General features: G+C 63.3%; 13 protein-coding genes. 7 read left to right on the top strand and 6 right to left on the bottom strand.

Annotation, left to right across the window (positions count from 1 at the left end):
* Positions 1 to 163: 163 nt before the first annotated feature.
* A complete protein-coding gene (locus RPF88_RS13995; protein WP_013532653.1) occupies positions 164 to 352 on the top strand; it encodes a hypothetical protein in 189 nt (62 codons plus the stop codon).
* 139 nt (positions 353 to 491) lie between these two features.
* On the opposite strand, the gene RPF88_RS13990 is transcribed toward RPF88_RS13995, so the two are convergent.
* From RPF88_RS13990 to RPF88_RS13970, 5 genes are all read right to left on the bottom strand, one after another.
* Complete coding sequence (locus RPF88_RS13990) at positions 492 to 1061, bottom strand: DUF1254 domain-containing protein (RefSeq protein WP_013532652.1); 570 nt, start codon at positions 1059 to 1061, stop codon at positions 492 to 494.
* Positions 1054 to 1638: a DUF1214 domain-containing protein gene (locus RPF88_RS13985; RefSeq protein ID WP_013532651.1), complete on the bottom strand. Its 585-nt coding sequence runs from the start codon at positions 1636 to 1638 to the stop codon at positions 1054 to 1056. Before RPF88_RS13985 ends, RPF88_RS13990 begins: the two co-directional genes overlap by 8 nt.
* A gap of 253 nt (positions 1639 to 1891) precedes the next feature.
* On the bottom strand, positions 1892 to 4045 hold the full coding sequence (locus RPF88_RS13980) for a transglycosylase domain-containing protein (protein ID WP_013532650.1): 2154 nt from the start codon (positions 4043 to 4045) through the stop codon (positions 1892 to 1894).
* Between the two features lie 150 nt (positions 4046 to 4195).
* A complete protein-coding gene (locus tag RPF88_RS13975) occupies positions 4196 to 5128 on the bottom strand; it encodes a dimethylarginine dimethylaminohydrolase family protein (RefSeq protein ID WP_013532649.1) in 933 nt (310 codons plus the stop codon).
* Positions 5125 to 6744, bottom strand: a complete 1620-nt coding sequence (locus RPF88_RS13970) for a hypothetical protein (protein ID WP_063167697.1) — start codon at positions 6742 to 6744, stop codon at positions 5125 to 5127. Before RPF88_RS13970 ends, RPF88_RS13975 begins: the two co-directional genes overlap by 4 nt.
* A gap of 84 nt (positions 6745 to 6828) precedes the next feature.
* Here RPF88_RS13970 and RPF88_RS13965 point away from each other — a divergent pair, with 84 nt between their 5' ends.
* From RPF88_RS13965 to RPF88_RS13945, 5 genes are all read left to right on the top strand, one after another.
* Positions 6829 to 7725 carry a LysR substrate-binding domain-containing protein gene (locus RPF88_RS13965; RefSeq protein ID WP_013532647.1) on the top strand — a complete coding sequence of 299 codons (897 nt, stop codon included), beginning with the start codon at positions 6829 to 6831 and terminating at the stop codon, positions 7723 to 7725.
* A 120-nt stretch (positions 7726 to 7845) separates the two neighbouring features.
* Positions 7846 to 8940 carry an ABC transporter ATP-binding protein gene (locus RPF88_RS13960; RefSeq protein ID WP_013532646.1) on the top strand — a complete coding sequence of 365 codons (1095 nt, stop codon included), beginning with the start codon at positions 7846 to 7848 and terminating at the stop codon, positions 8938 to 8940.
* A 67-nt stretch (positions 8941 to 9007) separates the two neighbouring features.
* Entirely contained in the window at positions 9008 to 10123 is a 1116-nt protein-coding gene (locus RPF88_RS13955; protein WP_013532645.1) for an ABC transporter substrate-binding protein, read from the top strand.
* A gap of 25 nt (positions 10124 to 10148) precedes the next feature.
* Positions 10149 to 10982 (top strand): ABC transporter permease, encoded by an 834-nt coding sequence (locus tag RPF88_RS13950; RefSeq protein WP_013532644.1) that lies wholly within the window; start codon positions 10149 to 10151, stop codon positions 10980 to 10982.
* Positions 10982 to 11785: an ABC transporter permease gene (locus RPF88_RS13945; protein WP_013532643.1), complete on the top strand. Its 804-nt coding sequence runs from the start codon at positions 10982 to 10984 to the stop codon at positions 11783 to 11785. Before RPF88_RS13950 ends, RPF88_RS13945 begins: the two co-directional genes overlap by 1 nt.
* Here RPF88_RS13945 and RPF88_RS13940 read toward each other — a convergent pair.
* Positions 11782 to 12570 (bottom strand): 2-keto-4-pentenoate hydratase, encoded by a 789-nt coding sequence (locus RPF88_RS13940; protein WP_013532642.1) that lies wholly within the window; start codon positions 12568 to 12570, stop codon positions 11782 to 11784. The genes RPF88_RS13945 and RPF88_RS13940 overlap by 4 nt on opposite strands.
* A 293-nt stretch (positions 12571 to 12863) precedes the next feature.
* On the opposite strand from RPF88_RS13940, the gene RPF88_RS13935 reads away from it, so the two are divergent.
* The gene (locus RPF88_RS13935) at positions 12864 to 13271 is read left to right on the top strand and encodes a DUF3168 domain-containing protein (protein ID WP_013532641.1); all 408 of its coding nucleotides are present in this window, start codon (positions 12864 to 12866) and stop codon (positions 13269 to 13271) included.
* Positions 13272 to 13380 lie beyond the last annotated feature (109 nt).

Here is a 13380-nt window from a genome sequence, read left to right as displayed (position 1 = left end):
CAAGCTTGGCGCGCTCGACCGGGATTGTGTCGGTTTCGCGAGCACCAAGAACAAAGATCAAGTTAGCGACGATCCGTTAGCGTTCCGTTAACCCTCTGCCGCCTTAATGACATTTGGAGGCGTTGCGTTGTGCTCCGGGGAAACCGAGAGGAATGCGCGAACCATGGGCATGGTACTGTCTTTCGTGCCGCGTACGGCACCAAACACCAGAGCAAAGCAAACCGCCGAAATGCCGGCGGCGGTGATCATCTTTCCCGGCATCCGCTATGAGCGGTCGCATGCCGGCGAAGTGCGGCCGGTCGATCCCGACAAGACGGGATCGCCAGGGACGAAGCCGGTCCCGCACCACTGAGTTTCGGCGGCCACGGACCTTTGGTCCGGGATCATGTCTAGTGCATGTCGCCCAAAAGTGACCTCGGTTTTGGAGAACGACATGCATGAAAACAAAGACCTAAAGCGGGTCGTCTGAATCCGTTCAGACGCGACACGCTCTAGAAGTCCTGCAACTCACAGGAACTCTGTTCGAAGAAGCGCGACACGATCGGCTTCCAGCTGCTGTCGGGGACGAAGGCACGGATGACGAAGATGCCTTCCTCGATCGGCGCTTCGACGAAGATCGCCCCCTGAAGATCCTCTGGAAGGTCCTTGCGCACGTCGATCATCTGCGCCGGCGTCAGCACCACGGCATCCAGAACGCCGCCGGTCGCTGTGTGGTCGTTGAAGGAATAGATGTTGTGGCCGCTGCGGTCATAGACCGACACCGACCAGAACGGGACATGTCCAGGTGCCTTGACGCGGACCAAACCTTCGCCCAGGTCGAACCGGCACGCCGTTGCATAAAACAGCGGGTCGACGGATTTCACCACGGGCGCCCCACCGGCCTCGGCATCGAGCCGCGTCATCTTGTAGAGATCCGAAGCCATGGACAGCCGCGACCAGGCGTCGCGTTCGGAAAATTCAGGCACCAGAAGCAGCACGGCGATGTGCACAATGCCGGCGCCGAGCAGGCCGAGCAGGACGGCATGCAAAAGTCTGCGCATCGCCGCATAAAAACTACGCATCGCAGCCGACCTTGACGATCCGCGGCAGCGAGACGTCCGACAGGCCCGTGCTGCTGGCGATTGGCGTGTCGTAGAAGGTCAGCACGAAATACATCCTGCCGAAGCCGTCTGTCAGCAGCCAATTGCCGGGCATCGGGTGATGGCCGGCGGAAATGATCACCGAATTGTCGGGCTGGCGCACCACCCCGTAGGATTGCAGCGCCGCCAGCCGGGATTTGCCGGTCTCGACCACGCTGAGCGACTGGTCGGCGGCGTAGAGCGTCCAGAACCGCGCCGTCGGAAATCCGCCCTCGATGGTGTAGGTGCATTCGCGCTTGAGCTCGGCGCCGCCCGTGTCTCGCTCGGCGACGAAGGACAGCCCCTCGGCACGGCCGAGTGCAAGCACGCCCTCGCGCGCCACGCGAGCCTTGGAATAAGGATCGGCGGACGGCGTGCCGATATCGGGAAAGGCTGTCCATTGACCGATCCGGATGGCGCCGACGCCATCCTGGACTTTCAGCGCATACCAGACGCTGCCGCCACCGCCGATGATGGCTATGGCAAGCGAAAGCAACGTCAGGAAGGCAGTTTTGAGCATGAAGGGCCGGGGACACCGAAGAGTTGCCGCTCGGGGATATCGCGGCGCAGGGCCTTGTGGCAAGCGGGCCGATGTAGAATTGCAGCCGCCTCTTCCTTCTCCACCTGCGGGAGACGGTGGCCGAGCGAAGCTCGGTCGGATGAGGGGTGTTCCAGCTTCGCAAGGACGGTGATCCGGCCAGCACCCCTCAACCGTCTCGGCGCTGCGCGCCGATCCACCTTCTCCCACAGGTGGAGAAGGAAGAGGCGCGCCATCACAGCGCCGACAGCGTCTCCGGCGGTTGAGGCGTATTGAGGACGGGCGCCGACTGGAACAGGCTGGTCATGTCCCGCAGCGTCTGCGTCGTGCGGCTGGACAGCACCGGCGGCCGTTCGGCGGCTGCATCGGCCACCGCCTGCGCGTCGCTCTTCTTCTGTGCTTCCTCGGCTTTGGCAGCGATCTCCTCGTCGACGAAGGGCTTGTCGATGCCCGGGATCGGCTTGAGGTCGATGTTCTGGTGCGCATAGACCATCAGGCGCTGCCATACCATCGCAGGCAGCGAGCCGCCGGTCATGTTCTTGGTCGGCGTGAAATCGTCATTGCCCATCCATACCGCCGCCGTGTAGTTGCCGGTGAAGCCGACAAACCAGGCGTCGCGGTAGGATTGCGTCGTGCCCGTCTTGCCGGCGACGACGATGTTGGGAAGTTGGGCCCGCCGCGCCGTGCCCATCACCGGTACTGCCGCCAGCATGGTGTTCATCGATTTCAGCGCCTGCTCCGACAACACCCGGTGTGGCGGCGGCGCATCCTTGGCGAAATCATAAACCACCTCGCCGGTGCGGGTGACGAGTTGGCTGATGCCGTGCCGGAAGCCGACGAAACCGTTGTCGGCGAACACGCTGTAGCCCGTCGCCTGGTCCATCACCGTCATGCCCGAGGTGCCCAGCACCATCGTCTTGTGCGCTTCGAGCGGCGATTCCACGCCCATCGCCTCGGCCATGGCCTTGATCGGCCCGATGCCAAGGTGATCCTTGGCCAGCCGAACCGGCACGGTGTTGATCGATTTGGCCATAGCCATGATCAGAGTTACATTGCCCGCCGATCCGCCGCTGTAATTGTGCGGCGACCAGGACCCCCAGCTGATCGGGCCGCCGGAGATGATGGAGTTGGGCGTGAAGCCGTGTTCCATCGCCGTTGCATAGACATAGGGTTTGAATGACGAGCCGGTCTGGCGCAGCGCCTTGGTGGCGCGGTTGAACTGGCTGGCGCCATAGTCGCGGCCGCCGACGATGGCGCGCACGGCGCCGTTGGTCTCGATGACGACGACGGCACCTTCGGTGACGTTGTACTCCTTGCCGAACTGGCGCAGGTGGAACTCCACCGATTCTTCCGCTGCCTTCTGGATGTTCGCGTCGAAGGTGGTGTGGGCAACAAGCGAGTGCTGGCCCGGTTTGGCGATCTTCTTGACCTCGTCGAATGCCCAGTCGAGGTAATAGTCCGGACTTTTCTGCTCGCCGCGGTCGACGACATCGGCCGGATGCAGCCTTGCCTGCAGAACCTGCCCCTCGGTCATGAAGCCGGAATCGACAAGGTTGGACAGCACCACATTGGCGCGTGCGCGCGCTGCCGGCAGGTTGATGTGCGGCGCATATTTGGTCGGCGCCTTGAACAGCCCGGCCAGCATCGCCGCCTCGGCGAGGTTCAGATCCTTGACGCTCTTGCCGAAATAGAAATCGGCGGCCGCCTCGATGCCGAACGTACCGCCCCCCATGTAGGCTCGATCGAGATAGAGCTGCAGGATTTCCTTCTTCGACAGATTGGCCTCGAGCCACAGCGACAGGAAGGCTTCCTTGATCTTGCGCTCTAGCGTGCGCTCATTGGTGAGGAACAGGTTCTTGGCCAGCTGCTGGGTTATGCTCGAGCCGCCCTGAACGACGGAATTGGCCCGCACATTCTCGAAGATGGCGCGGGAAAGGCCGAGCACATCGATGCCGTAGTGATCGAAGAAGCGGCGATCCTCGGTAGCAAGCACCGCCTTGATGACGTGATCGGGCATCTCGTCGACCGGCACGGAATCGCGCTGGATGATGCCGCGCTGGCCGATCTCGTTGCCATAGCGGTCGAGGAAGGTGACGGCGAAGTCGCCCTGGGCGCGCCAGTCGCCGGCCGTATCCTGGAAAGCCGGAATGGCCAGCGCCAGCATCACCACGATGCCGCCGGCGCCGAGCGTAAAACCTTCGCTCAACACTTCGATGATGCCACGGCGCCAGCCGTTGACGCGGAAGCGCCGCGAGAAGATCGTCGCCGATTCCCAGAACTGGCGCGCCTTGAAGCCGATCTCGTAGAGCGAGGAATCGATCCACGCGTCGAGCGCCAGCAGCCGGGCGGCGATCGGACCTCTTCTCTTGCGCGGTTCGGGACTGGCCATTCGGAATCCGGCTAGCAATTGCACGACCTGAGTACCGCAAACCGGCAATTTCAGGGCGATGCATTCCGCAAGACTATTCCTCCATTTTTCCAGCACTCACAAGGGCAGCGAAGACACAGTATCGGGTTTGTTGCTGAGGGGCGAGCCGGCTCAGGCCGGTTCGCGCTTCAGCGCCTGCGCCATGCAGTGGATGCCGCCGCCGGTCTTCGAAATCTCGCTCATGTCGACGGCCGCGACCTCGAAACCGCGGGCCTTGAGCTGGCCGATCAGCGACTGGCTGGAGGTCGGCGCGATCACCCGGTCCTTGCCCAGCGACATGAAGTTGCAGCCGAGCGCCATCGTGTCCTGGAACGGCACGTCGATGATCTCGTGGCCTTTGCCCTTCAGCCAGTCGACAATGCCGGGCTCGGTGCAGGCAAGGCAGACGGCGGTCAGTTTTTCGGCGATCGGCACCACCATCAGGTCGATATGGACGTAATATTCGTCGATGAAGGCGATGCGGGTTTCCCAGCCTTCCTTGTCGAACCAGGCCTGCACCTGGCGCGCACCTTCCTCCTGCGTGCGCGCGCCGCCGCAGCCTATCAGCACGACGCCATCCTCGATGACGTTGAAGTCGCCGCCCTCGAACGTACCAGCCGTGACCATGTCGTAGATCGGGATGCCGAGTTTTTCATAGGTGCGGATCGCGGCATAGTTCTCGCCGCGCCGCCACCAGTTGGCCATGGCGGTGATGAAGGCGCCGTAGGGCGTCATGACGCTGGAATCGCGGGAATAGACCTGCATCGGCAGCTCGGGCGTCGGCTCGTGCCAGTGGATGTTGACGCCGAAATGCTCGTAGGCGGCGACCAGGTCCTTGTGCTGTGCTTGTGCGATCTGCACGTTGCAGGGCGCCTCGCGCAGGTGCTTGCGCGACAGCGAGCTGGTCGACAGATGACGCAGGAAATTGGGCGAGCCGAGCAGGACGTCGGTCAGCACGTCGGTCTCGTTGGCAAAACCCCAGGCGGTCAGCGGCTTGGTGCCGCCGGCGGGGTTGCGGCGCTGCAGCGAAAACGGCTCGGCGACAATGCGGTCATGAACGGTCATGGGATGCTCCTCGTGAGGTGACTTGGGGGTGTCTGATTGCTCGGTATCCACCAGTCGCGTCCACGCGGGGTGGTGACATATTCTGGCCAGCGAAACCCGATCGGCGGCTCGTAGTCGCAAAGCGGTGCGATCCAGTTCGAACCGCCGATGCCGCCGCCGGTGCGGGTAACGAACTCGTCCATCGCCGCCTCGCGGGCAGTCTGGTCTTCCAGCAGGCGAAGGGCGGCAAGCGCAATCGTGCGGGAGGCGCAGGCCACCATCGGGTCGATCGTGGCCGAAATACCGCCCAGCGCATTCATCACCCAGGCTGGATAGGGATAGCCGGTCTCCGAACGCAGCGCCGGGCGGGCGACATAGAAGCGCGCCGTCGGCGTATGCCAGCTCATGTCGGTGTAATCGTCGGAGGTCGAATTGACCTGCGAGGGCGGCAGGTCGCGGCGCAGGATCGCTTCCGCCGCCTGCGGCTCGATCAGGCGCTCCAGCTCTTCGATGAACGGCTCGTCGCTCGCCATGCGCCCGGCATTGACCTGCATTTCGCGCGCGACTGCCTTGGCGTCTTCGTCCCAGCGCGGCGGCCCGACCGCCGACAGCGCTTCATAGGCGATCTCGGCCATGGCATGATTGGCAAGTCCCGGTCGTGACTTCGACACCCAATGCCGCTCGGTGCGGCAATCACTCATCGCTGCCGCCGCCTCGGCATTGCGGTCGAGCACCGCGGTGACCTGCTCGGCCATGGCAAGCGTCGGCACGCGGATCATGTACTGAATCTCGGCCAGCCCCGCCGGCAAATTGTCGGCGGTCGCTTGCCCCGCCGTCAGGATCGCCTCGCTGATCGACCAGCCGCCCTGGTGAGGCAGCATGGAATCGCGCAGAGCCTTGGAGGCCATGTACATCATCATCAATGCGTCGTTGGCGCCGGGCGCGCGCGCCGCCGAATGTGCTTGCGGAATGGGTGCAGCACCCGCAGCCAGCGCCCAGCGCTCCGGTTGGTCGCAGATGAAGCGATAGATCATCGCGTAGGCCGCGCCGCAATGCGTGTCCCAGCGCGCCGTGTTGCAGAGCGGCAGCATGTAGAACGGATGAAAGGAGATCATGCCGGCAAGGCCGTCATAATAGCCCTTGGCGGCATGGATCGGCTTTGACCCACGCACCTTTTCCGCCGGCTCGCCGGTGAAGCGCAGCGTGCCTGATATGCCGTGGCGCTGCATCGCGGCCTTGGTCGCCAGCAGCCCGCCGAGGCTCGAAATACCCAGCCCGGAATGCGGGTCGGTGTGGCCGCCGGCCTGGTTGCCAAGTCCCCGGCGCGGACGCTCGACCGTAGCGGCATCCTGGCAATTGCCCGGCACCGCGTCGTATTCGGCGTACATGCCGATGGTCGGGCCGGGGCCGTTGGTCCAATGTGCGCAGAAGGCGGTCGGCATGCCGCCGGAGCCTTCTTCGACAGAAAAGCCTTCGAGTTTCAGTCGCTCGACATACCAGGCGGCGGATTGATATTCCCGCCACGCGGTCTCGCCGTAATCGAAGATGATGCGTGTCCACGCGGACAACAACGGCTGGATGCCGTCGAGACAGGCAAGGGCGGTTGCTTGCGCCGAGGTGGCCACCGGTTTCTCCATGGCATGAGAAGAAAGCAGTGAAGCGGTTCGCTAAAAAGTGATATGTTTTCCCGGTTCGTGCAAATTCGGTTCACCTGAGGTTCCTTGCGTATACCATCCACACAAGCGCTGCGTGCGCTCGACAGCTTCGCCCGCCATGGCAGCGTCTGGCGCGCCGCCGACGAGTTGCACCTGACCCGCAGCGCCGTGAGCCATCAGCTTCGTCTGCTGGAGCGCGATCTCGGCTTCGACCTGCTCGAACGCATCGGCAAGGGCGTGGCGCTGACGCCGCGCGGCCAGCGCTATGCCAGCGACGTGCGCAAGGCGCTCACCGTTTTGGGCGATGCGGTGACGCGGGACGCCGGCACCGGCGTCGGCGGCTCGTTCGCCGTCAGTTGCACGCCCGGCTTCGCCTCGCTGTTCTTGTGCACCCATATCGGCGAGTTCCGGCAGATGTATCCTGACGTGGCGCTGCGCATCCTGACGCCGCGCCGGCTCGACGATGTCAGCAACGCAGATGCCGATGCCTTCATTGCGTTTGGTGTCGGCAATTGGCCGAACCGGGCGGTCGAGCCGCTCTGCGAAATCTCGTTCACGCCGCTCTGCAGCCCGACGCTGCTCAACAAGGTCGGCGGTTTTTCCCGACCGTCGGACGTGCTGCGCGCCAACCTGCTGCATCTCGACGACACCGAGGATTGGGCGCGCTGGCTGGCGCTGTCCAAGGTGGAAAACCCCGACATCGAGGGTGGCATCTTCTTTTCCGACATGAACCTGGTCTTTTCGGCGGCGATTGCCGGCCAGGGCATCGCCATGGGCGACGAACTGACCAGCCGGCGGGCGCTGAGCGAGGGCCGGCTGGTCAGGCCGTTCGACATCGCGATCAAGTCGCCACGCTCTTATTTCCTGGTCTCCGAACACGCCAAGGCTTCGCATCCGGTGCTGGAAGCGTTCGCGGGATGGCTGCGGTCGAAACTCCAGGAGAACCGCATTCTGCCGTATTGAGGGCAAGGCGGCGCCATCTCGCCATAGATGAATGGAATTTGCCGATCACGCGAAAACTATTCGGTTGCGGTGAGCCGGCACCCTGCCTACGATTTCGACAAGCGTTAGGGAAAGGGCAGTATGCAGCAACCCGGCCGTGCCGCAGAGATCAAGGCAATCGGGATCGGCAAGAGCTTCGGCTCGTTCCGTGCGCTGGACAATCTGTCGCTCGATATCGGCCGTGGCGAGTTCCTGACCCTGCTCGGGCCGTCGGGTTCGGGCAAGACCACCTTCCTGATGATCCTTGCGGGCTTCGTGCAGCCGACCGAGGGCAAGCTGTTCAGCGACGGCGTCGACATCACCGACCGACCGGCAGAGCAACGTGCCGCCGGCATGGTGTTCCAGGGCTACGCGCTGTTCCCGCATATGAGCGTCGAAGCCAACATCGCCTTCCCACTCAAGGTGCGCAAGAAACCGGCCGCCGACATCAAGCGCCGTGTCGGCGAGATGATCGAGCGCGTCGGTCTCAAGGGCCACGAGAAGAAACTGCCGGCGCAACTGTCGGGCGGCCAGCAGCAGCGCGTGGCGCTGGCCCGTGCGCTGGTGTTCGAACCTGGCGTGCTGTTGCTCGATGAGCCGTTCTCGGCGCTCGACAAGAGCCTGCGCGGCCAGATGCAGGCCGAGATGAAGCGGCTGCACCAGGAAACCGGAACCACTTTCGTCTTCGTCACCCACGACCAGAGCGAGGCGCTGGCGCTGTCGTCGCGCGTTGCCATCTTCAACCACGGCAAACTGCTGCAGGTCGGAGCGCCCGACGAAGTCTACGACCGGCCGGACAACCGCTTCGTCGCCGAGTTCCTCGGCGAAATCAACATGCTGCCGCTGAAGGGCGTCAAGCCTGCCGGCAATGGCTCGACCGGCCTTTGCGAAGACCGCGCGGTCAGCATGGGCTGCAAGGCCGAACTCGTGCGCGGCGATGCCATCCTGGCGATCCGGCCCGAATACATGTCGATATCGGGCGAGGCGGCGGATGGCGAGAATGGCATCGCCGCTACCGCCACCAACTCCACCTATCTCGGTGCTGCGACGCGGCTCGACCTGACGACACGGCAAGGCGCCAAGGTTACCGTCTCGGTGCCGAACGAGGTGGCGGCCGCAGCGCTCAGCAAGGGCAATTCCGTCTGGCTCACCTGGCCGGCGGAAAAGGGTTTCCTCCTTCCGCATGGAGGGCAATGACGACGGTGTGGCGAGATGTCGCTCCACCGCTTTCCGGCACTATCAACAACAAAAAAGGGGAACTGACATGACACATGACAACAAAAAACAAGCCGTCGAGAGCCTGTCCGCCAGGGCAGGTCGCGGCGAGATCTCGCGCCGGCAGTTCACACAGCTGGCGGCACTCGTGCTGGCCGGCACGCCGATGCTGCTGCGCTCGACAGGTGCCTTTGCGCAGGCCAAGGAACTGGTGCTGGTCAACTGGGGTGGCGATGCCATCACCGCCTATGATGCCGCCTATGGCCAGGCCTTCACCAAGGACACCGGCATCGCCGTCAAGATGGACGGTTCGGGTCCGACCGAAGGCGCCATCGCCGCGCAGTTCAAGAGCGGCGCGCCGACCTGGGATCTCGTCGACGTAGACCCCTTCTCGGCCATCACGCTCGGCGCCCAAGGGGCTCTCGAGCCGATCGATTACAACATCGTCGACAAGAAGAAGATGCGGCCCGGCTTTGGTTGGGAATACGCCGCCTCGACCTATTTCTTCTCCTATGTCATCGCCTATGATTCCGAGAAGTACGGCAAGGACGCGCCGACCGGCATGGCCGATTTCTTCGACGTGAAGAAATTCCCCGGCAAGCGCTCGCTCTACAAATGGGGCGTATCGAGCTGGGAAGCAGCACTTCTGGCCGACGGCATCGCGCCGGCGTCGCTCTACCCGCTCGACCTCAAGCGCGCCCATGACAAGATCGCCGCGTTCAAGGAAAACGTCGTTGCCTATTGGGGTGGCGGCGCCGAAAGCCAGAGCGTGCTGCTCAATGGCGAGGCCTCGATGGCGATCGTCTGGTCGACGCGCGCTTCGCTGATCGAGCAGGATTCGGGCGGCAAGATCAAGTTCATCTGGGATCAGGGACTGATCTCGCCCGGTGCGCTGGCCGTGCTCAAGAACAACCCCGGCGGCAAGGACGCTGCGATGAAGTTCATCGCCAGTGCCCAGGACCCTGAAAAGCAGCTGGTCATGTTCGACAAGCTCGGCCAAGGTCCTGCAAACCCGGCGGCAGACGCGCTGATCACGGCCGACAAGAAGCGCATCAACCCGGTCGATCCCGAGAACATGAAGAAGCAGATCGCGCTCGACATGGACTGGTACGCCAAAAATTACGGGCCGGCGCTCGACGAATACACCAAGATCATCTCGGCCTGATCAGGGCCGGGATAATCGGGTGGACATGAGATCCTATCTCTCCGACAGGATGGGCGCGGCGCTGTTGATGGCGCCGCTGCTCCTGTTTCTTGTCCTGGCCTATGCCTGGCCGTTCCTCGGCGTCGTCAAATGGAGTTTTACGCTGCCGACGCCCGGCCTCGGCCAATATGAGGCGCTGCTCACCGACGATCTGGTGCAGTCGGTGTTCATCCGCACGCTGCGCATCGCGGCGGTCGTCACCGTGGTCTCGGTGGCCGCTGCCTACGCCATCACCGTCGTCTGGGTGCGTGGAACCCCGGCACAGCGCCTGATCGCCGAGTTCTGCATTCTCGTTCCCTTCTGGATTTCCGTGCTGACCCGTGCCTTCGGCTGGGTGGCGCTGCTCTCCAATCGCGGCCTGATCAACACGTGGCTGCAGGCGATCGGCTTCATCTCCGAACCGCTGGCGTTGGTGCGCAACGAATTCGGCGTCATCGTCGGCATGACGCACTTCCTCATTCCTTTCGCCGTTTTTCCGCTGGCATCGGCCATGCGCAGCCTCGACGACCGCGTGCTCCTGGCGGCGCGCGGGCTCGGCTCCAGCCGCATGCGCACCTTCTGGACGGTGTTCGTGCCGATGACGCGCTCCGGCATCATAGGCGCGGCGATGATCGTTTTCGTCTTCTCGCTCGGCTTCTTCGTCACGCCAGCGATCCTTGGCGGCGGCCGCAGCGTCATGATTGCCGAGCTGATCTATCTCAGGATATTCCAGAGCCCGGACTGGGGCTTGGGTGCAGCGATCAGCGTCGTGCTGGTGCTGTTCGTCGGCGCGCTGATGGCGCTCTTGTTCCGATATGTCAGACCGAAGCAGTTGATCTGATGCCGACCTACCGCCCCGGTCCCGTCTCGCTGATCATCGCCGCCTTCGTGGCGCTGTTCCTGCTGATGCCGCTGCTCGCCGTCATCCCGGTGTCGCTGACGCCGAGCCGCATGCTGGCCATGCCGTCGGGCGAACTGTCGCTGCGCCATTACCGGGCGCTGATCGAAGACCCGCGCTGGCTCCAATCGATTCTGCTCTCGATCCGCATCGGTGTCGTCAGCAGCGCCTTTTCAACTGTGCTGGCGCTGTGCTTCAGCCTTGGCGTCTGGATGTTCCAGCCGCGCTTCACCGCGGCCCTGGTCGGCTTCGTGCTACTGCCGATGGTGGTGCCGCCGGTGGTCTCGGCGATCACGCTCTACTTCTTGCTCACCTCGATCTCGGGTTTCAGCGCGTTCTTCGGCTACGACACCTGGCTTGGCGTCGCCATGGCCCATTCGGTGATGACCGTGCCCTTCGCCACGGTGCTGATGCTGGTCTCTCTCAGCCAGCTCGACCGCCGCATCGACCTTGCCGCGCGGGGCTTAGGGGCCACTGTGTGGGAGCGCGCCACCCGCGTCATCATGCCCAACATCAAGTTCGGCATCGTCACCGCCGCACTTCTCTCCTTCGTGCTGTCCTGGGAAGAAATCGGCGTCACCCTGTTCATCACCTCTGTCAACGCCATCACGCTGCCGCGGCTCATGTGGATGGGCTTGCGCGACAACATCGACCCGGCGATCGCGGCATTGTCGGTGATCCTGATCATCATCACCGTGCTGGTGCTGGCGGTGCGCAGTTTCGTGGCCAGGCAGCGCGGAGCCTAGACAAACCGCACCGAGACGCGGCCAAACCTGCCTAGATCGCCGATGACTTCGTCGCCTGCCTCGACGCTTATCGGTGTCACGCAGGTGCCGGTAATCACCACCTGTCCCGGCTGAAGCGCTATGCCCAGGCCCGACAGTTCATTGACGATCCAGGTAAGCGCGATGCGAGGATCGCCCAATACGGCTGCTCCCGATCCGCTATGTTGCGACCTTCCGGAAACGGACGCGATCACGGGGTGCTTTGCAAGATCCACGTCGTGCCAGTCGTCTTCCGCCGCCTCGCCGATGACAAACAGATTGGCGCAGGCATTGTCCGCAATGAGCTGCGGCGCCCCGACGGCGCAGAAATCGTCATACCGTGAGTCCGGGATTTCGATCGCCGGGTGCAAGCTCGCCACGGCTTCCATCGCCTCGGCGATTTCATAGGGTGCCGCACGAGGCGGCAGCTCGCGGCCGAAACGGAAAGCGAACTCGATCTCGGCCACGCGCATCTTGCTCGTCGCCAGGGAAACGGTCCCGCCGATCTCCACCGCTTTCTCGGCCAGGAGACGTCCGGCCATGGGGCCGTCGACGTTGATGTGCCTTTGTCCCGCCAGACTGGTCGCGGCAATCTTCCAGCCGAAAAGCGGAGCCGCCGAGCGATCCATGACATGCGACTGGACAGCGTAACCTTCGAGCCGTGTTTGTGGGCGCAACGCCTCGGGTATGGCGTCGAGACGGGTGCCCTTGTCCCAGTGGCCTACCAACAACCGCGACGCAGCCCTGGTCTTTTCTGCATCGAGCATCATCAGCTTCCGAAATTGCTTCCTGGATCAAAAACGGCAAGGAAACATTGCGTCATGCGACGCTGTATGGAGCGAGAATATGTGACCAGGAATCGAGAGTCCATGTTCACGGCGTGGTGCCCGCGACGGTGGTCTTGGCAAAGCCGCCCTTTCGAGATCATCGGCATCCATCATTCCGATGACGAATCGCCATCGCCTCTGCGCGTCGAATGGCTATATCTGTCAGAACACGCAGAACGCGGACAGCTTCCGAAAAGCAACAGTCGGCAGCGCAGGAACCGGAGGAAAAGACGATGACCGCGCCAGGCGATTTGCAGCAGGCAGTGTTTCTCAGGCTGAGAAGCGACGCATCGCTGTCGGCCTTGTTGGGCGGCGCCGGACTGCTCGAACGGCCAACCGACAACGCCGCTTTTCCGTACGTGACCTGCGGCCATACCTCCGCTTTCGACTGGGATACGGGCATCGAGAACACTGACGATCAGTTGATTACGCTGCATGTCTGGTCGAAAGCCCATGGTGATGCCGAAACGCTAGCCATCATGGCCGCCATCCAGGTGCGCCTTGCCGACGCAGCATTGGTGATCGGCCCTCGCGGCCAGACACGACTGTCGCTGGAATTTGCCGAAGCCCGCCATGACGAGGATCTGCTCGTGCATCACGGGCTGCTGCGTTTTCGCGCGATGACGCAGGAAAATGCCTGATGCGCTTTCAATATGGTCAAAACGGAGTCTAGACTGGACTTTCGCGGGATTTCGCCTGTTCGAGGCGGTGAAATCCCAGGTTGACTGTCTCGCGTTGCAGGGGTGTGGC

This window comes from Mesorhizobium sp. ISC11, from assembly GCF_037162595.1.
GTDB classification, from domain to species: Bacteria; Pseudomonadota; Alphaproteobacteria; order Rhizobiales; family Rhizobiaceae; genus Mesorhizobium; species Mesorhizobium ciceri.
This window is presented reverse-complemented; position numbering and strand designations above follow the sequence as displayed.

Excerpts from the sequence above, each read along its gene's own strand:
- RPF88_RS13995 (WP_013532653.1), top strand. The coding sequence starts at position 164 with ATGGGCATGGTACTGTCTTTCGTGCCGCGTACGGCACCAAACACCAGA.
- RPF88_RS13990 (WP_013532652.1), bottom strand. The coding sequence starts at position 1,061 with ATGCGTAGTTTTTATGCGGCGATGCGCAGACTTTTGCATGCCGTCCTG.
- RPF88_RS13985 (WP_013532651.1), bottom strand. The coding sequence starts at position 1,638 with ATGCTCAAAACTGCCTTCCTGACGTTGCTTTCGCTTGCCATAGCCATC.
- RPF88_RS13980 (WP_013532650.1), bottom strand. The coding sequence starts at position 4,045 with ATGGCCAGTCCCGAACCGCGCAAGAGAAGAGGTCCGATCGCCGCCCGG.
- RPF88_RS13975 (WP_013532649.1), bottom strand. The coding sequence starts at position 5,128 with ATGACCGTTCATGACCGCATTGTCGCCGAGCCGTTTTCGCTGCAGCGC.
- RPF88_RS13970 (WP_063167697.1), bottom strand. The coding sequence starts at position 6,744 with ATGGAGAAACCGGTGGCCACCTCGGCGCAAGCAACCGCCCTTGCCTGT.
- RPF88_RS13960 (WP_013532646.1), top strand. The coding sequence starts at position 7,846 with ATGCAGCAACCCGGCCGTGCCGCAGAGATCAAGGCAATCGGGATCGGC.
- RPF88_RS13955 (WP_013532645.1), top strand. The coding sequence starts at position 9,008 with ATGACACATGACAACAAAAAACAAGCCGTCGAGAGCCTGTCCGCCAGG.
- RPF88_RS13950 (WP_013532644.1), top strand. The coding sequence starts at position 10,149 with ATGAGATCCTATCTCTCCGACAGGATGGGCGCGGCGCTGTTGATGGCG.
- RPF88_RS13945 (WP_013532643.1), top strand. The coding sequence starts at position 10,982 with ATGCCGACCTACCGCCCCGGTCCCGTCTCGCTGATCATCGCCGCCTTC.
- RPF88_RS13940 (WP_013532642.1), bottom strand. The coding sequence starts at position 12,570 with ATGCTCGATGCAGAAAAGACCAGGGCTGCGTCGCGGTTGTTGGTAGGC.
- RPF88_RS13935 (WP_013532641.1), top strand. The coding sequence starts at position 12,864 with ATGACCGCGCCAGGCGATTTGCAGCAGGCAGTGTTTCTCAGGCTGAGA.